The following is an 18,273-nucleotide window of genomic DNA, read 5'->3' on the forward strand; positions in this document are numbered from 1 at the left end:
TCCTCATCGCTTCGCTCTGCATCGTCACCGGCGCGGCCGTCATTGGCGCCGCTCCTCCTCATCGCTTCGCTCTGCATCGTCACCGGCGCGGGCGTCATCGGGTTATCACCACCCCGTCTTTGCCGTCGTGCTCGCTGAATTGCACGTGCACGCTCTCGCTGCGTGAAGTAGGCACGTTCTTGCCGACGTAGTCGGCCCGAACCGGAAGTTCGCGGTGGCCGCGGTCGACCAGGACCGCAAGCTGCACGGCGCGGGGGCGGCCCACGTCGCGCAGCGCGTCCAGGGCCGAGCGGGTGGAGCGCCCGGAATACAGCACGTCGTCGACCAGGATCACCAGCGCATCGTCGATGCCGCCGGCCGGGATCGAAGTCGCTTCCAGCGGTCGCGGCGGCTTGATCATCAGGTCGTCGCGGTAGAGCGTGATGTCCAGGGAGCCGTGGCCGACGTCGACGCCGCTGTATTCGGCGATGTTGGCGGCCAGCCGATTGGCCAAAGTGACACCACGGGTCGGGATGCCGAGCAACACCACCCGCGTCGAATCAGGATTGTCCAGGGCGGTCTTCTCGATGATCTGATGCGCCATGCGAGAGATGGTGCGACCGACGTCGGCCGCTGACATCAACTCTCGCGATTCCCGGGCAGCACACATGCGAGCGCTTGACCTCCTTCTCCGCCTCTCTGGACGGTCCGTTAAAGGATGTCGACTGCGGGGCAGCCTAGCATGGGCACGCCCGGAGCACGGGCACGGCACGTGCGGGCTCCGATGCATATGCACGTCCATCGGTGTTCCACGGCAACCGCTTTCGTCGCAGCAGTCACATGCGCCACAGCAGATCAGCGGGCGAGGCGCGGGCTTCGCGACCGCGGCGCCCGCCGTGGACTCCGCTCGCATCCGGCGTGGAAGGCACTGCCTTCCAACAAATCTCGAGCCTGTTGCGCACCGTTTTCGCCATCAGATTTCGAGTATCGACGTCCGAACTCGCGGGGCATACGATTTCCTGACACAACTAGCAAAGCCGCGGGGGTGGGCGATGTCGAGTGCTCCATCGGAGGAAAGCCAGCCATCCGCCACTACCGGCGAAGTTGCCGGATGACGCCGTCGACGCAGCGGCTATTGCTGCGCAGCACCCCGCTGGTGACGATCGTGGGCGCTGCATTACTGGTTATATGCCGAAAGGAAGCCTCGCCTGCGGGGCTGGAACGCTATACCTTCGGCGACAGAAATCCGGTGCCCGCCGGTCTCGACGACGCCTTGTTCGCAGATATCGGGTTCATCGCCGGCTACGGTCTGGTGCTCGGCGCATTTGTGGTGCTGCTCCGTGCGTTCGCCATCTCGAGCACCGGCCGCGCCTTTGCGAACTATGCGCGCGCGGCAGTGTTGGTGACACTTGTCGCCGACGCGACCGAGGACGTGCTGCTGTACCTCTCGACCTACACCTGGCCCGAGCGAACGGCCCTGGCCACGGCCGCTGCGGCTGCGGCAACGATCAAATGGTGCGCCGCCCTGCTCGCTGTGCTCAGTGTGCCCGGCGCCTGCGGCGCGCTGCTGCGCTGGGGTTGGGCGTGGCTTCGGACACGGCTGGGCAAAGAGACGCACTGGTGGCACAAGGTACTGGCGGACGAGGGTAAGTCCGCCGTCCCGGCGTCCCTCACCACGGCGGAGACGACCTGGGCGAAGGCGTATCACGTGCCCGGCGCCACAGCTCAGCCCGACAACGGCGATCGGGATGACAAGGATCTTCCGATAGCGATTTGCCTGTCCGGCGGCGGCGTTCGGTCCGCGTGCGTCGCGATGGGCGCAACTCAGGTCTTCGCGCGCGCCGACTATCCCGTCGAACTGGACGCCGACGCCGCCGATACGCAAACGCAGCGACCGCCCAGAAATACCGAGGGGCAGCCAAAGCTGCTGGACTCTGTCGACTACATCATCTCGGTGTCGGGCGGCGGATACACCGCGGGGGCGCGGCTACTTGCGGTGCAGCCGGACTCGGAACGGCCGGCCGAATCCGGTAAGTCACTGTTGTCCCAGCGATTCGGCGAAGGATCCGCCGAATTCGACCACATGCGGCGACACTCCAGCTATATCGCCGATTCTCCCAGTGCACTGTTGAGTGCGTTTGCTCAGGTGCTGAAGAATCTATTGGCGTCGTTGGTCACCTTGCTGGCGGTCCCGGTCATCGTCGGATCCTTACTGGGGTACCTGCTGGCGAACCCCCGCTTCCCGATCGCCGCCTTCGTCCCAGTGGGCGACCCGCTGAAACCGCAGGAGTTGAGCAGTTATCCCGACGATTATTTCCTGGCACTGACGAACCATGTCTACCCGTGGTGGGCAATCGGATTCTTCGCATCGTGCGCAGTCGTTTTCACGATGCTCGCACTGGTGATCGAGTGCGTCAGTGAAAAACGTGAGGCCTGGCGCATCAAAATGACGAGGTGGGCACTCGGATGCGCGATGTTCGGTCTGCTCATTTTCGCCATCACCGTGGCCATGCCGGAATTGATGCACCTGTGTGCCTCGGCGATCGATATCGATAAAGACGGACACGCTCAATCCGCCCAGAAGGCGACCGGGTTTCTCACCGGGGTGGTTGGCCTGCAATACCTCGCCGCGATCGTCGCAATCGCGTGGAAGAAAAGAGGAAATCTGCCTGCTACCGCGCCCAGCACTGGGCGATGGAAGTCGTTGTTTCCACCCGGCGTCTTCGCGATCCTGATCGTGCTGGCGACGCTGGCCGCCCTGGCCGCCGTGTGGCTGATGGTGCTGGGCAGCTTCGCGGCCGGAATCTTTTACCAGGTCACTCTGCCCCGGCACGGCGCCATCGGCGGCATCCGCTACCAGGAGCTGTGGCTGCTCGGCCTGGTGCTCACAGTAGGTTTTCTCGGCTTTGCCGATGTGACGTCGCTCAGCCTGCACCCCTTCTACCGGCGACGGTTGGCCAGCGCGTTTGCCGTCCGGCGCGAGGTACCCCGGGGTTCCGCCACGGCGTTGGCCGCGCCGTATCCGGCCAGGGAACCGACGTGGCTGCACGACTACGGCGAAGTGACCGTTGGCAAGCGACCGGAGTTCGTGTTCGCCGCGGCTGCCGCGATCAGCGGGGAAGGCAAACCGGCGCCGGGACTCAACGCGGTGTCATTCGTCCTCGGCGCCAAGCACATTGGCGGGCCGCAGCTGGGTTGGCTGAAAACAGAAGAACTCTGGCACGCGGCAACCCCACGACTGCGACGCGACATGACCGTGCAGGCAGCGGTGGCGATCAGTGGGGCCGCGTTCGCATCGGCAATGGGCCGGCAGAACAAGGGTTTTCAGAAACTCTTGGCCGTCTCAGGTGCCCGGCTGGGAACCTGGCTGCCCAATCCCCGCTTCGTCGCCAACCTCCGCGATTCCCTCGATCACGCCGCGGCAGGCAAGTCTGATCACCACGCGGACACGAGATGGTGGCCGCAGTCGTTGCCGACGATTCGCGGCGCCGGTTACTTCTACCGCGAGTTGTTCGGGATCAACAACCGAGACGCACGGCTCGTGCAGGTGACCGACGGTGGTCACTACGAAAACCTGGGACTGGTGGAGGCGCTGCGGCGGCGATGCCGGTTGATCTATTGCATCGATGGCGGCGGCGACGCCCCGCCACTGCTCAGCGGCCTCAGTGACGCGATCCGCCTGGCGAAATACGAACTCGGCGTAGACATAATCCTCGACGAGGACGGCCAGTTCGGGGTGGGCAACCTTGCCCCCGGTTCCGGCCGGGACTTCACCGACAACCCGTCACTGGCGGCCCTGAACTCCCGGGTGACCCGTGGCCTCGTCGCGAAAGGAACGATCACTTACCCGAAGGTGGCGGGCGTGAAGGGCGATAAAGGAACCTTGATATTCGCCAAGGCTGTTCTGTGGCGCGACTGTCCGGACTGGTTGCTCACCTATGCCGCGGCCAAGGAGAACGCCGTGTTTCCACACGACCCGACGTCCGATCAGTGGTTCACCGAGGGCCAGTTCGCCGCCTACTGCGAACTCGGGCGGTTGGCCGGCACCGCCGCCACGCAATGCGCGGCGACACTGCACGGTGTCGACTGACACTTGATGCGCGTCGCGGCTAACCGCAGGGCTGCCCGTTGATCCGGCAGTTCACCGGTGGCGAGTAAGTACCGGTCAGCACGCCTCGCATACCACCGGTCGCTGTGCCGCCGGGCGCAATGATGCGGTTCCAGTTCGCCGGGCTGATCACGAAGTGGGTACCAGATTGGGCGATGGTGCTGTTCCAGGTGTGCGAAACCGACTGTCCCACCGGCATATCGAACTCGAGCCGCCAGTCGGACAGCGGCGCCATGCTCGCGTTGGTAACGGTGAAGTGCCCGATGAAACCGGTCTGCCACGTCGATGACACCGACAACGTCGCCGTGACCGCGGCCGCGTGAGCTGCCGGGGCGGCGCCGATCCCGAGCAGGGCAACGACACAGGCCGACAAAACCACGTGAAGCGCTGTGCGCCAGCGCTTCTCGTAGCGGCGAAGTCCGGTCATAGGGTCCAACACTATAGCGGGACCGGCGAAATCGGCCCTCACATCGCGGGTGAGCCACAGTAGCTTTGCTCAACTGAAACCGTTATGCGACTAGCGCGTGTCTGACCGGAGGTGTCCGGGTCTGGCTGGATCTCACGTGGGCACCTCCGTTGGCTGCGGCTGGCATGGTCGGTCACCCAGCCTAGAGCTGTGCTCCGGGGCCGGGGTGTTGTTGTGGGGTGTTCACGGTCCGGCGCGTTCGTCGTCGTTGTCGCGCAGCATCCGTTCCGGATGGTGATAGGAGTTGGTGCGAGGCTGGTTGCGGTCGAGGTGGGAGGGCGGTGTCCAGGCGGTGCGGTTATCGTGCCGTTTGCTGGTTGTCCAGCCGCGGTTGAGCAGTTTGTGGTTGGGTCCGCAGGTCAGGGTCATCCTGTCGACGTCGGTGCGGCCGCCGGCGGCCCATTCGTCGATGTGGTGGACCTCGCATTTGTCGGCGGGGACGTCGCAGCCGGGGAAGGTGCATCCGCGCTCGGCGGCGAACAGGGTCAGCCGTTGGTCGGCGGTGGCGATGCGCCGGCTGCGGCCCAGGTAGAGCGGGCGGTTGGAGTGGTCGTCGAAAACGGCGAGGTAGTGCAACGCTTTGCGGCTCATCCGGATGAGATCGCGGATGGGCAGTTGGACCCCGGAGGCGGTGATGCCGTGCCCGGCGGCGTCGGTGAGTTCGCGCAGCGTGGTGGAGACCACGACGGTCACGGGCAGTCCGTGGTGCTGGCCCAGGGCGGGATCGCCCGGTTGGCTCTGCACCAGGTAATTCAGGGCGTCGTGTTGGCGTTGGCGGGGGGTGCGGGTGTCGGCGGCGGCCTGCTCGGTGGGCTCGGCGTCGACACATGGGTTTGTATCGGCGGGATTGGCCATCCCGGGTGCGGCGAATTTGGCCAGCCACGCATCGAGGTTGGCCCTCAGTTCCGGGGTGGCGATCAGGGTGCCTTCGCTCATCCCGTCGGCGCCTTGCGGTTTCCAGGTGAAGCCGCGCTTGCGGGCACGATCGTGCTCGGAGAACTCGCCGTCGGGATTGAGGTGGCAGGCCATCCGCTTGGCCAGCTTGTCGAGTTGGTCGGGACGCAGCTGCCTGGCCTGGGACGCCAAGGTTTCCTCGGCTTCTTCGACGACGTCGGAGGGAAGATCTTGAGGCAGCTCATCGACGAACTTCTGAATCACCTTCAAGTGTTCAGCATCGAGCATGCCGTCGCGCCACTGCTGGGCGGTGGCGGGAAGTACGGGCGGCAACTGCTCGCCGGTCATCGTGACCCGAGGGGCCAGCTGGGCGGCGTCGCGGATGCGGCGGCGGGCTTCGGCGTAACTGAGGCGACACCAGTCGGCGATGACCTGGTGGGGCGCGCCGCCGAGCCTGGAGATTTCCTCCTGGGCGAGCGTGTGAACGATGTCGTGGCTGGTCACCGCCTGACGCCGGCGCGAGGTTTCCAACTGGTCCAAAGCGCGCAGCCGGAGCACCGGGTCCAACGCGGCGAAGTCGAGCTCGCGCAGGGCGGCGACGGCGGCGTCGAGGGCCTCCAAGCGGGCCGCGACGTCGGCCGGAGCAGCAACCGAACACATGTTCGAATGCTATCGCTGTTCGGCGGGTCGAACCGGTCCCAGCGCGGCCCGGAAGCCAAAACCGTGGATAACACTCCAACTGTGCTCAAGTCGAACGCTCGGCACGAAGACACCTGACCAGCTGGAAAACGGCCCGCTAGCCGGTGGGGTCACACCCCCGGCGTCCCTCGTGCGCCCAAGCCAGCAGATCCGGCGGCGCCAACTGGTTGATGCGGTGGTTGTAGCGGCGCGTTTCGTGGAAACCGAAGTACTGCTGCCACTCCCCGCTCCCGCCGCGCCGGAAGAAGCGTTCGTCGCTGCGCCAGATGCCGTCGGTGGTATTCGGCGCGATCTCGCTGGCCCGCGAACGCATCGCATCCAGCGAGGCATACGCGGCCAACTCCTGCGCGCGCTCACGGGTGAGGTCGATGCCCAGCGTCGACGCCAGCAGAAGCAGCTCGCCCACCAGGTCGGCCTGCAAGTCCGCATAGTGGAACAGCGCGACGTTGGGCGCGTGGCGGCGTTCCCAGGACTTTCCGAACTGGTCGAGGATGTTGGCCAGCGTGCCGATGCCCCGGGGCGGCGCCAAGCCGACCCCCCGGCGGCGGGTGCGCCGGGCCTTCCATCCAGTCGCGGAATTCCGCCACCGGCCCACGCGGCCCGTGCCCGGGCTCGGGCACCCGATCCGGGCCGGCCCGGGCGGCCGGTCGCCGGGGCCGCGGCGTCATACAGCTCACGCACCCGGTCCCGGTCCATGTTGGTGGTCTGGTGCAGCATCGACACCGCGGCATCGCGCGGATCGCGGCCGACGCAGATATACGTCACCCGGTCGTCAAGGACGAGGCCGTCCAGCGGGGTGTGCGTCTTGATGAAGCGCCGGTGCCGCTGCGCCTCCAGCACCGCGGCAACCTCCTGGACCGGCCGGATCGTCTGATCGAACCACGGCGACACCGTCGACAACGGCCCCGGCAGATCCGGACCGTCGAACACCAGCAGGGAGACCAACCGCTGCATCCAGGTCATGCCGCATTTCGACGGCGTGGTGATGATGATGTCGCCGGGCCGCAGTTCCAGAGCGTCCCATCGCGTGTTGTCGCTCATCAACGACCGGTACGGCACGCGGTTCACAGCGGTGCTCATATCGAGGACTCCCGGATGATGTCGAACAGGATGCCTTCCACGGTGACGCCCGGCGCGAACGCGAACGCCACGCCCGTGGAGATAGGTTTGGCCGATTCCGCTTGCCGCACCATCGATTCCAGCACGAAGATCAGCGACACGCTGAGCATGTTGCCGAACCTGGCCAGCACCTCCCAGCTCTGCGCCGCGCGTTCGGCGGCGATGCCCAAGGAACGCACCGACTGCTCGATGATCTTGGGGCCGCCGGGATGGATCGCCCACAGATCGATGTCGGACTTAGCCAACCCGTTGTCCCGCAACACTTCTGCCACCACGGGTTCGACACCGCGATAGATGTAGTCGGGCAGGTTCTCCGACAACTCGCAGGTGATGCCGTTGTGGTTGACGCCGAGCACGATGCCGTCCTCGGCGCCGTCGAGCAGTTGGGTGAAGCTGCTGCGGATCACCACGCTGCCCTGCGGAAGCAGCTGTCGCACCTGGCTGGCGCCGATCACCAGCGCGCCACAACCGTCACCGAACAGGCTGTGGATCACCACGTCGTTGATATCGTCGGCGAAAACTGCATTCACCGAACATAATTCGATGCACACCACCAGCGCCTTCATGCTCGGATGGGCCCGCACGTAGGTGGCAGCGATGCGCACGGCGTTCATCGCGGCGGCACAACCCATGAAGTTGACCACCACCCGCGAAATGGACCGCGACAAGCCGAGTTCCTTGACAACCGCGACGTCGACACCCGGCGCGATGAACCCGGTGCTGGTGACGAACACCAGCAACCCGATCTCGTCGGCCCCGTAGGGTAAGTCGGCCAACGCTCGTCTGCTCACGTCCACCGCCAGCGGAACCGCGTGGTCGAAAAACATGTTCATCCGGTCCCGGATCGTCGCAGGGTCACGCCGGAATGCGCCGAATTCGGGGTTCAGCGGGTCCACCGCCATCTGGCGGGTGTCGATCCGCGTCTTCTGGTATATCCGCGGAATCCGTTGCCGCTGTTCGGGATCGTCGAAAAGCTCGGCGACCCGCGCGGCGGCGTCGGCCTGCCCGACCGTGCGCTGCGGCCCGCCCGTCGCGATGCCTTCGATGACCGCGACCGTGGTAGGCGGCGCCGGCGGCAGCTGCGCCAGGCCGATCTCGTCGACTTCTTCGGCGGGCAACACCACACCGCCCTCCCGGGTGCTCATACCGACCCGATTCCGACGAAGCCGGCGACCACGTAGTTGACGCTGTCCTTGAACGCCGTGGGCGAGAGGTGCTCACGCAGCAGACCCCAGTTGCGTTCCCGGGCCGGACGCGACGGCGACAACAGGTAAGTGCAGCAGAGCGTGGGCAGCCGATCGGTGAGGAAACTCTTCGGCGGCAACCATTCCACTCCGGACCTCGCCGACTCTTCGCGCAACACGTCCTCAGTCACGATGTTGGCGAAACCGCTTCGCTGGAACGGCAATACGTGGTGCACGCGGTGCGAGCTCAGGCCGGCCGACAGGAAGCAGTCGACGTAGCGGTTGCCGATCACCTTCAGATCGTGGGCGTGCTCGAGCTGGTCGACCCCCCAATCCTCCCCTGCTGCTTCGGTTGCCGAGTCCTGGTCCTCGAACTCGTGACTGGCCACCACCATGAAGGTGCTGACCCACAGCGTCGCGACGAATTGCAATGCCCAGGCCCAGAAGTCGCCGACGGCCAGGAACACCACCATCTCGGTCACCAGCAGCAACCGCACCCCGGACGACCCGAGGAAGTGCGGTAACGCGTTGCGCCAGCTGCCGTAGCCCTCTTCGACTCCCACCTTGCGGGTCATGTTCCAGACGTCGGCGATCCGCACCGCCATGCCCGTCACCGTGTGGCCGAGCTTGTGGACCGTGTGCACGGGCACCCGATACAGCCTGGGCAACCCCATCATCATGGTGAACACGTTCTTCTTGATGTCCACCGCGCTCTGGGTGTACGGGTGGTGCAGCAGCGTGTGACCGTCGGCGACCACCAGCGCCAGCGCGATGTAATTGAGGTCGAAGGAGTTGACGAACACCCGGTTCAGGCCGCGCTGCGCACGGTGCAGAGCGTAGTGGCCGTAGCCGACTAGCGAACTGCGCAACACGACCATCGCAAACACAAAGGCCCACAACGGCATCCACCGCGGCTCGACCAGGCGCAGCCCCTGCACACCGAAGTAGCCGATCGCCAACAGCACGGCGACAACGTTGAAAAGCCGGTCCATCAACTTGATTCGCGCCGCCAGCGCCGGCTCGGTCAGCCGCGCCTTGACCCGGTGCATCAGGTCTTCTTGGTTGTCGAACCGGTAGTGCGGGGTGTCGCGCCGGCTGTCGAAGTCTGGTTTGAACAAAAACGGCGGGGCGTTGTGCTTGGGATGGATGTCGCGCGGAGTGGCTTCCCGGCCCAGCGAGTAGCGGCGCTCCAGAATGCGTTCGACCACCGTCGGATCGCGGTGATAGGACGCGATGATCGCTGTGATGTCACGGTTCTTGGTGCGCCCGATGAAGAAGGCACCCCCGGGATGCTTGTCGATCCAGTCGCTCAGGTCGTAGGCCCGCCCGTTGTACACCCAGACATCGGGCAACACCGGGGGTTCCCCGCCCGGCGGAGGACCGGGGCGCGGGTCGGTCCCGCGCTCCTGAACCTCCGGGACGTCGTTGGTCATTGCTGGTCCTCCAGGTCTGGTCGAGTGAAATCGGCTGCGCGCCGGGCTTTCCGGCGAGTTGGCCCAAATAGTGCAAGCTCGGCCTTGATGGAGCCTTGGAGAATTCTCAATGGCTGCACGCTGGGATCCTGCGCATCACTGGAGACGAACTGCGGACGAGAACCGACCCGGAGTCCGGCGGCCGCAATGCAGTGCCGCACATCCGGGTCGGTTCCCTACCCGAACGAGCCCGTTATCCCTGCGGGTTGGGGATGGTCACCGGCGCTCCCCAATTGGACAGCGTGATGGTGACGTGACCCTTGTCCTTGTCGAGCACCATCCGCACCAGGTAGGCACTCGGCGGATTGCCCGGAGCGCCCGGCGCCTTCGCGTCGACGATGTAGAGGGTGATCGGCAGCGGACCCTTGGCGTCCTTGCCGATCTGCGGCACCAGCGGGTCGACGACAGCCGGGTCGATCGTCCCGGTCACCTTGATGGTGGCCACCCCGTCGATGTTCTCGTTACCGGCGATCTGCGGACTCTGGACCTTGGCGATCACGGAGCCGATTCCCCTGTCCTTGTCCAGCACCACACCGGGGTCGTAGATCTTGTCCGCCGGCCCGGCCGAGGTGTACTTTCCGGTGTCGTCCTTGGTGTACATCGTCTTCTTGGTGACCACGAACTGCTTGGGCACCGCGGGTGCCTGTGGTTGCAGCCGGATCATGGCGTCACCGACGGCTTGCCCCCCGAGTTCCTGCGGCTGGTTGGTGACGTCGGCGTTGACCGACTCCATCGGCAAGGTGTTGATGTCGGCGGTCTGCAGGTTCACGTGCAGAGAGTGCAACCCGGTGGTGGCCTTGGAGCTGTCCTGCAGCAACTGCTGCGCCTCCGGCGAGGGAGCCGCCGACGAACCGGAGCTGGCCCCGGAGGTCGCCGATGAGGCCGCGGATCCGGAAGTCGCCGATGTCGAGGACGTGGCGGTCGAATTCTTGTTTCCACATCCGGTGATGACCGTCGCGACAACGGCCGCGGCGAACACAATCGCGACTGACGGCCGGGTCCAGGATCGGCAGGAAACACGTCGTTGGGAAATTTGCGCTTGTGAGATCAAGCCATTCATGGCCAGCCTTTGCTGAGTTAACCAACCAGTGGTAGCGAGCGGCGGGCCGCCGCCCTCGTCGTACGGTATGCCGGAGCCTGGAAACCCAGGCACCGGCCATGGTCGCGGGTCTCGGTGACTGCACACCCCGCACCCTGGTTCACCGGCGACGACACCGTCAACAGCACGTCGCCGCCCTCACAGCGTGTTCCCCAGATCACAATTGCCGGAGAGCGCGACAGTAACATGCGGCTGCGATGGTGCAAACGGTTTCGCAGAAGTAACTGACCGGCCCGAGGGCCGCCCGGCGCGCTCTTTGCGGAGCCGCCAATTTGTCGGCGCGCGCGTCGCCTCGACGGACCGGGCGGCTAACCTACCCGGGTGAATCTCGACGGCAATCAGGCAACCATCCGCGAGGTCTGTGACGCCGGTCTGCTCTCCGGAGCGGTGACGGTGGTCTGGCAGCGTGGAGAAGTGTTGCAAGTCAACGAAATCGGCTACCGCGATGTCGAGGCGGGGCTACCGATGCAGCGCGACACGCTGTTTCGTATCGCCTCGATGACCAAACCCGTCACCGTGGCGGCCGTGATGAGCCTGGTCGACGAGGGCAAACTGACTCTGCGCGATCCGGTCGCGCGGTGGGCACCGGAACTCGCCGATCCCAGGGTGCTCGACGACCCACACGGCCCGCTGGACCGAACGCATCCCGCCCGGCGGCCGATCCTGATCGAGGATCTGCTCACCCACACCAGCGGGCTGGCCTACGGGTTCTCGGTGGGCGGCCCGATCGGCCGGTCCTACCTACGACTGCCGTTCAACCAGGGTTCCGACGTCTGGCTCGCCGAACTCGCCGCGCTGCCGCTGGTCCACCAACCCGGTGAAAAGGTGACCTACAGCCACGCCATCGACGTGCTGGGCGTCATTCTGTCCCGCATCGAGGGCAAGCCGCTCTACGAGGTTTTCGACGAGCGCGTGCTCGGTCCGGTGGGCATGCCCGACACTGGGTTCTTCGTAGCGCCCGGGGCGCGCTCCCGCGCGGCCACCATGTACCGGCACGACGAAAACGACCAGTTGCGTCACGACGTGATGGGACCACCGCAGGTCAAGCCGCCGTCGTTCTGCAACGCCGGCGGCGGGCTGTGGTCCACCGCCGACGACTACCTGCGGTTCATCCGGATGCTGCTCGGCGACGGGTCAATCGACGGCGTGCGGGTGCTGTCCCCGGAATCGGTGCGGTTGATGCGCACCGACCGGCTGACCGAGGAGCAGAAGCGGCACCACTTCCTCGGCTCGCCGTATTGGGTGGGCCGCGGGTTCGGGCTGAACCTGTCGGTGGTGACCGATCCGGCCAAGGCCACCCCGCTGTTCGGGCCCGGCGGCGTGGGCACGTTCAGCTGGCCGGGCGCCTACGGGACGTGGTGGCAGGCCGACCCCAGCGCGGACCTGATCCTGATGTACCTGATCCAGTACTGCCCCGACCTGACCGTCAACGCCGCCGCCGCGGTAGCGGGCAACCCGACCCTGGCCCGGCTGCGCACCGCCCAACCGCGGTTCGTCCGGCACACCTACCGCGCGCTGGGGCTGTAGGGAAAGCTTTGAGGCTGGAGCCATGGCCGAGTCACCGGCGATGCTGTCCGACTATCCGGCCATGTCCAGCGCCAACCGGGCGTAGGCGCGCACGTCGGCGTCGTTGTCCTTCAGCGCGATACCCAGCGCATGCCGGGCGGCGCTCTGGTCGGACCAGCGAGTCAGGCTGAGCACGGCCGCTTTTCGGACGTCCAGATGCGCGTCGCCCAATGCATCTGCCAGCCGCGGCACCGCGAACTCGGCGCCGGCCCCCGCCAGGGCCCGCGCCGTGCCTTCGCGGACCTGCCAGGCCGGTGCCCGCAGGGCCTGCTCGACCTGCCCCAAATCTTCTGTGCTACAACCGATTTTGCCGATGGCGGTCAAGGCCGCGGCGCGCACCAGCGGGTCGGGGTCGGCGATCAGCCGGCCTGCGGCCCGGCCGGTGTCGGGGCAGTCGCGCAGCGTCGCCAGGCCGGCGGCCGCGGCGATGCGGACCTCGCGGTTCTCGTCGCCGGTGGCGGCGATCACCCCGGCGGCGTCGTCCACCGACACCAGTGCGTGCACCGCCTCGATGCGCACCCGGTGATCGTCGTCGGCGAGGGCCCGGCGGTACAAGTCCGGCTCACCGGCGCGCCGCGCGGCCAACAGATAGACTGCGGCCGCCCGCACCACCCGGTCGGGCGAATCCAGGTGACCACGGGCCTGCGCCGGGTCGGGCAGCACCTCGACCAGCTCCCGGACTCCCTCGGCGGCGGTGCGGCGCACCGAAGCGTCGGCGTCGTCCAGCGCGGCCAGCAGCGCTGGTCCGTAGCCGTCGGGCGTGTGCTCGGTCAGCGTGGCCACCGCGGTGCGCCGCACCCGGGATCGGGGTCGGTGAGGTAGTCGGCAAGCGTTTCGGTGGTGGGCTCGTCGAGCGCCAGCACCGCGGCGATGCGCGGCGAGGGCGGCTCCACCGCGGGCGCCGCGGTGATCCGCGACCGGGTGGTCGCCGGCGCCTGCCCGCCGACCAGCGCGGGCTCCTGCACGTCGAGCTCCCGCTGGTCGGCCGGCGGCAGGCCGTCGAGTTCGGGCACCGACACGAAATACGGCGCCACCGGCCGCTTGCGGAACAGCATGTCCCCGCCGGGACCCTTGCACAGGTTGAGGTGATAGCCCCACTGGCTGTCGTCGCGGCCGGGCAGGTCGGCGCGGTCATGGTAGAGGCCCCAGCGTGATTCGGTCCGGGTCAGCGAGGACCGGGCGGCCATCTCGGCGCAGTCGCGGATGAATGACACCTCGACGGCGCGCATCAGCTCGTGCGGGGTGCGCGCACCCATGGCGGCGATCTCGTCGCGCATCCGCTCGAAGGTGCGCACCGCGATGGACAGCTTGGCCGCCGACTTCGGCGGCGCCACATAGTCGTTGACGAAGCGCCGCAGCTTGTACTCCACCTGCGGTTGCGGCGGCCCGTCCGGATGGCGCAACGGGCGGTAGATCAACTCGTGCGCCTCTCGCAATTGTTCGGACGGGAGTTGTTGTGGTGCAGCAACTTCCAAAACGGACGAGGCAGCATCGGCACCGGCCAGATCGCCGAAGACGAACGCCCCGATCATGTAGTTGTGCGGCACGCACGCCAGGTCACCGGCGGCGTACAGGCCCGGCACCGTGGTGCGGGCATGCTCGTCGACCCACACCCCGGATGCGGAATGCCCACTGCACAAACCGATTTCTGAGATATGCATCTCGATGTCGTGGGTGCGGTAGTCGTGGCCGCGGTTCGCGTGGAACGTGCCGCGGGTGGGCCGTTCGGTGGTGTGCAGGATGTTCTCCAGCGCGGTCAGCGTCTCGTCGGGCAGGTGTGACACCTTCAGGTAGATGGGTCCGCGGGCGGAGTCGATCTCGGATTTCACCTCGGCCATCATCTGCCCCGACCAGTAGTCGGAGTCGACGAACCGTTCTCCGTCGGCGTTGACCTGGTACCCGCCGAACGGGTTGGCCACGTACGCGCAGGCCGGGCCGTTGTAGTCCTTGATCAGCGGGTTGACCTGGAAGCACTCGATGCCGGACAGCTCGGCGCCGGCGTGATAGGCCATCGAGTAGCCGTCCCCGGCGTTGGTCGGGTTCTCGTAGGTGCCGTACAAATACCCCGAGGCGGGCAGACCCAGCCGGCCGCACGCACCCGTCGCCAGGATCACCGCCTTGGCGCCGACGGCGACGAATTCGCCGGTGCGGGTGTGCAACGCGGCGGCGCCGACGGCCCGGCCGTCGGCGACCAGGACCCGGACCGGCATCAGGCGGTTCTCGATGCGGATCTTCTCCCGCATGGAGCGCTGCCGCAGCACCCGGTACAAGGCCTTCTTGACGTCCTTGCCCTCGGGCATCGGCAGCACATAGGAGCCCGAGCGGTGCACCCGGCGCACCGCATACTCGCCATGGGAGTCCTTTTCGAACTTGACCCCGTAACGTTCCAGCCGCTGCACCATGGCGAAGCCGCGGGTGGCGGTCTGATATACGGTGCGCTGGTTGACGATTCCGTCGTTGGCCCGGGTGATCTCGGCGACGTAGTCCTCCGGTTCGGCCTTGCCGGGGATGACGGCGTTGTTCACCCCGTCCATGCCCATCGCCAACGCGCCCGAGTGCCGCACATGCGCCTTCTCCAACAGCAGCACCTGGGCGCCGTGCTCGGCCGCGGTCAGCGCCGCCATGGTGCCCGCGGTGCCGCCACCGATCACCAGCACGTCACAATCCAGCCGCACCTGCGGTTGCACGTCCGGGATCTGCATCATGCCGCCACCACCGAATGATCGAGCGCGGCGATGATCTCGGCACGCAGCGCCGGACGGGGCGTGTCGACGCGCGGCTCGGGCACATCGATGACCGCGCGCAGCGGTTGTCCGGCCTTGCCCAGCACCGCGATTCGATCACCCAGCAACAGCGCCTCGTCCACGTCGTGGGTGACGAACACCACGGTGGTGGGATGGGAACTCCAGGTGTCGATCAGCAATCTCTGCATGGCGGAACGGGTTTGGGTGTCCAGCGCGCCGAACGGCTCGTCCATCATCACCGCCCGCGGCGCGCCGGCCAGACCTCGGGCCAGCTGGACGCGCTGCCGCATGCCGCCGGACAGGCTCTTGGGCAGGTAGTCGCCGAAGCCGCCGAGCCCGAGTTCGGCGATCCACCTTTCGGCCTGCGCACGCCGCCCGGCCCGCGGCACACCACGCAGCCGCAGCGCGAGTTCGATGTTGGATCGCACACTGCGCCAGGGCAACAGCGCGTTGTCCTGAAACACCATGCCGCGGTCACCCGAGGTGGTGGTGACCTCGACGCCGTCGGCCAGCACCCGGCCGGCGTCGGGCCGCAGCAACCCCGCCACCGCCCGCAGCACGGTGGACTTGCCGCAACCCGACGGTCCGGTGAGCACCAGGATCTCACCCGGACGCACCACCAGGCTCAGCCCGTCGATGACCGGTTCTCCGGTGTAGGACAATCGAACTCGATCGAGTTCCAGGCTCATCGCGTGGCTCGTCGGGGTCATCTTTGCTCCTCCTGCGCGCGCGGTAGCCAGCGCGTCACCCGCCGGCCGAGAAGTTCCACTGCCGCGGCCGTGACGAAGCCGAGGACGCCGATCGTGATGATCCCGACGAACACCTGCGGATAGGCCAGCACCGTGTAGTCCTGCCAGGTGCGGTATCCGACCCCCAGCCGGCCGGAGATCATCTCCGCGGAGATCACACAGATCCACGCCACCCCCATGCCCACCGACAGGCCGCCGAACACGCCGGGCAGGATGCCGGGCAGCACCACCTGGGTCAGCACCTCCCAGCGCCGGCCGCCCAAGGTGCGCACCGAGTCCTCCCACAGCGTGGGCAGCGCCCGCACGGCGTGACGGGTGCTGACCATGATCGGGAAAAAGGCGGCCAGGAACGTGATGAACACGATCCCGGCTTCGTCGGTGGGAAAGAGCAGGATCGCCACCGGCACCATCGCGATAGCGGGGATGGGCCGGGCCAGCTCGGTCAACGGGCCGATGGTGTCGGCGAACAACTTCGAACGCCCGAGCAGCACCCCGGTCGCGACACCGATCACCGCGGCGATGCCGAACCCGGTCAGGATGCGCAGCAGGGACTGCGCCAAATCCAGCCAGTACTCGTAGGTTTGCAGCCGGCGGTTCGCCGCATGGGTGATCTCGGTGACGGTCGGCAGCGTGTCGAACCGCAGCCAGAACCGCACCTTGCCGGCGGTGAGCAGCTGCCACAACCCGACCGCCGCGAGCACCGACGCCAGCCGCAGCAGCCGCGACCGCCACGGCGAGCGCGTCCGTCGTAGCGTCACGAAGACCGGGGCGGGGACCGCCCCGACCACCCTGTCGGTCAACTCGGCCGTCATAGCGAACCTCCCAGTGCCTGTTGATAATTCACCGTCACCGCGCCCGGGTGCGCGGCCAGGTAACGCCGCGCCCCGGCCACCGTGCCGAACGGGCGGTAGACGGCACCGTCGCGCACCCAGACCGCCTTGTCGGCGAACCAGCGGGTGCCCAGCTCGGCGTCGGGCACGTAGGCGGCGCGCACTTTCGCGCCGCGGGCGGTCGCATCCCGGACCGCCTGCAACAGGGCGGTCGGACTGGCCACCGGCTGCGTCGCGGCGGCGCCGTCCAGCCACAGTTCACTGGCCAGCGCGGGATCCCCGCCAAGAGCCGACGGGTTGGTGGTGCGCCGGCGCACCGCCGCGTAATCCAGTCCGCGCGCGCCGAACACCGCACGCAGCGGCTCCTCCTGCACGAAACCGTCGATGTCGACGTCGGCGAAATCGCCGATCGACTTCAGGTACGGGACATCGCCTTTGAGCGCCTCCACCAACGACGGCTTCAGCGTGGCGTCGAAGGAGGTACCGCCGGGCCCGTTGTAGAGGTACACCACTTCCTGTGGCAGCCCGCTGGCCTCGGCGACGATGCGGGCGGCCTCCAGCGGCCTGGTGTTGAGGAAGTCGGTGGCGTCCAGTTGCGCCTGCAGGAACGCCGCCAGCACTTCGGGGTGGGCGCCGGCGTAGGCCCGCCGCGCCACCACACCGTGCAGGGTCGGCACATCCAGTTCGGCCCCGTCGTAGAGCAATTTGCCCTTGTTCTGGTAGACCAGCAGCCCCGGCCACGCGACGAACTGTGAAAGCGCTTGCACCTGACCGGATTCCAGGGCCGAGGCACCCACCTGCGGCTGCTGGTTGAGCACGTCGACTCCGGATACGTTGTCCTTGGCCAGGGCTCGCACCAAGGTGCCGTGGCCGGCCGAACCCACCGAGGCCGACACCTTCGTGCCGGACAAATCGGCAAGCGTGGTGGCAGCCGAATCAGGCTTCACCACAACCATGTTCAGTGCGCCCTTGGGGTTGTACCCGGTGACCGAGACCAGCTCGGTACGCGCGCGGGGGTTGGCCTGCGTCTTGGAACCGTTGATCAGCAGGGGGTAGTCCCCCATCGAGCCGATGTCGATCTTCTCGGCCAGCATCTGCGCGGTGATCGGGGCGCCGGTGTCGTAGTCCTGCCAGCGCACCGCGTATCGGGTTCCGGTGCGGGCGGTGATGTCGGCCAGCCGGTGCTCCAGGTAGCCCTGGGCGCGCAGCAAGGTGCCGGCGGTGACGGTGTTGATGGTCTTGGACTGGTAGCCGACGACGACGTTGACCACCCCGGCGGAATCGGCCATCGACTCCAATGAGCAGCCCGAACTCAGGGTCGCCGCCACGATCACCACCGACATAAGGGCGGCGCGGAGTTTCAT

12 protein-coding genes and 2 pseudogenes are annotated in these 18,273 nt (G+C 67.1%); 3 read left to right on the forward strand and 11 right to left on the reverse strand.

Annotated features, from left to right (window positions below; genetic code table 11):
* Positions 1-94: 94 nt before the first annotated feature.
* Complete coding sequence (pyrR, locus tag L6444_RS17125) at positions 95-649, reverse strand: bifunctional pyr operon transcriptional regulator/uracil phosphoribosyltransferase PyrR (protein WP_236976053.1); 555 nt, start codon at positions 647-649, stop codon at positions 95-97.
* 441 nt (positions 650-1,090) lie between these two features.
* Between pyrR and L6444_RS17130 the strand changes: the two genes are divergently transcribed.
* On the forward strand, positions 1,091-4,069 hold the full coding sequence (locus L6444_RS17130) for a hypothetical protein (RefSeq protein WP_236976055.1): 2,979 nt from the start codon (positions 1,091-1,093) through the stop codon (positions 4,067-4,069).
* A 19-nt stretch (positions 4,070-4,088) separates the two neighbouring features.
* Here L6444_RS17130 and L6444_RS17135 read toward each other — a convergent pair whose 3' ends face one another.
* From L6444_RS17135 to L6444_RS17160, 6 genes and pseudogenes are all read right to left on the reverse strand, one after another.
* Positions 4,089-4,514: a cellulose-binding domain-containing protein gene (locus L6444_RS17135; RefSeq protein WP_236976057.1), complete on the reverse strand. Its 426-nt coding sequence runs from the start codon at positions 4,512-4,514 to the stop codon at positions 4,089-4,091.
* A 222-nt stretch (positions 4,515-4,736) separates the two neighbouring features.
* Positions 4,737-6,107: an HNH endonuclease signature motif containing protein gene (locus L6444_RS17140; RefSeq protein ID WP_236976059.1), complete on the reverse strand. Its 1,371-nt coding sequence runs from the start codon at positions 6,105-6,107 to the stop codon at positions 4,737-4,739.
* A gap of 136 nt (positions 6,108-6,243) precedes the next feature.
* Positions 6,244-7,226: pseudogene (locus L6444_RS17145) on the reverse strand (sulfotransferase domain-containing protein).
* Positions 7,223-8,410 (reverse strand): type III polyketide synthase, encoded by a 1,188-nt coding sequence (locus L6444_RS17150; RefSeq protein WP_236976061.1) that lies wholly within the window; start codon positions 8,408-8,410, stop codon positions 7,223-7,225. The pseudogene L6444_RS17145 and the gene L6444_RS17150 overlap by 4 nt, the downstream one beginning before the upstream one ends.
* A complete protein-coding gene (locus L6444_RS17155) occupies positions 8,407-9,882 on the reverse strand; it encodes a cytochrome b5 domain-containing protein (protein WP_236976062.1) in 1,476 nt (491 codons plus the stop codon). The genes L6444_RS17150 and L6444_RS17155 overlap by 4 nt, the downstream gene beginning before the upstream one ends.
* A gap of 232 nt (positions 9,883-10,114) precedes the next feature.
* Positions 10,115-10,690 (reverse strand): LppX_LprAFG lipoprotein, encoded by a 576-nt coding sequence (locus L6444_RS17160; RefSeq protein ID WP_289624952.1) that lies wholly within the window; start codon positions 10,688-10,690, stop codon positions 10,115-10,117.
* Between the two features lie 22 nt (positions 10,691-10,712).
* On the opposite strand from L6444_RS17160, the gene L6444_RS30695 reads away from it, so the two are divergent.
* Positions 10,713-10,997, forward strand: a complete 285-nt coding sequence (locus L6444_RS30695; RefSeq protein WP_289624953.1) for a hypothetical protein — start codon at positions 10,713-10,715, stop codon at positions 10,995-10,997.
* 344 nt (positions 10,998-11,341) lie between these two features.
* Complete coding sequence (locus L6444_RS17165; protein ID WP_236976070.1) at positions 11,342-12,547, forward strand: serine hydrolase domain-containing protein; 1,206 nt, start codon at positions 11,342-11,344, stop codon at positions 12,545-12,547.
* Positions 12,548-12,598: 51 nt separating this feature from the next.
* On the opposite strand, the pseudogene L6444_RS17170 reads toward L6444_RS17165, so the two are convergent.
* From L6444_RS17170 to L6444_RS17185, 4 genes and pseudogenes are all read right to left on the reverse strand, one after another.
* A pseudogene (locus tag L6444_RS17170) lies at positions 12,599-15,291 on the reverse strand (fumarate reductase/succinate dehydrogenase flavoprotein subunit).
* Positions 15,288-16,040, reverse strand: coding sequence for an ABC transporter ATP-binding protein (locus L6444_RS17175; protein ID WP_236976072.1), 753 nt, complete (start codon positions 16,038-16,040; stop codon positions 15,288-15,290). Before L6444_RS17175 ends, L6444_RS17170 begins: the two are co-directional and overlap by 4 nt.
* Positions 16,037-16,891, reverse strand: a complete 855-nt coding sequence (locus tag L6444_RS17180) for an ABC transporter permease (RefSeq protein ID WP_236976074.1) — start codon at positions 16,889-16,891, stop codon at positions 16,037-16,039. Before L6444_RS17180 ends, L6444_RS17175 begins: the two co-directional genes overlap by 4 nt.
* Positions 16,888-18,273 carry an ABC transporter substrate-binding protein gene (locus L6444_RS17185; RefSeq protein ID WP_236976080.1) on the reverse strand — a complete coding sequence of 462 codons (1,386 nt, stop codon included), beginning with the start codon at positions 18,271-18,273 and terminating at the stop codon, positions 16,888-16,890. Before L6444_RS17185 ends, L6444_RS17180 begins: the two co-directional genes overlap by 4 nt.

Source organism: Mycobacterium kiyosense (assembly GCA_021654635.1).
Taxonomy (GTDB): domain Bacteria; phylum Actinomycetota; class Actinomycetes; order Mycobacteriales; family Mycobacteriaceae; genus Mycobacterium; species Mycobacterium kiyosense.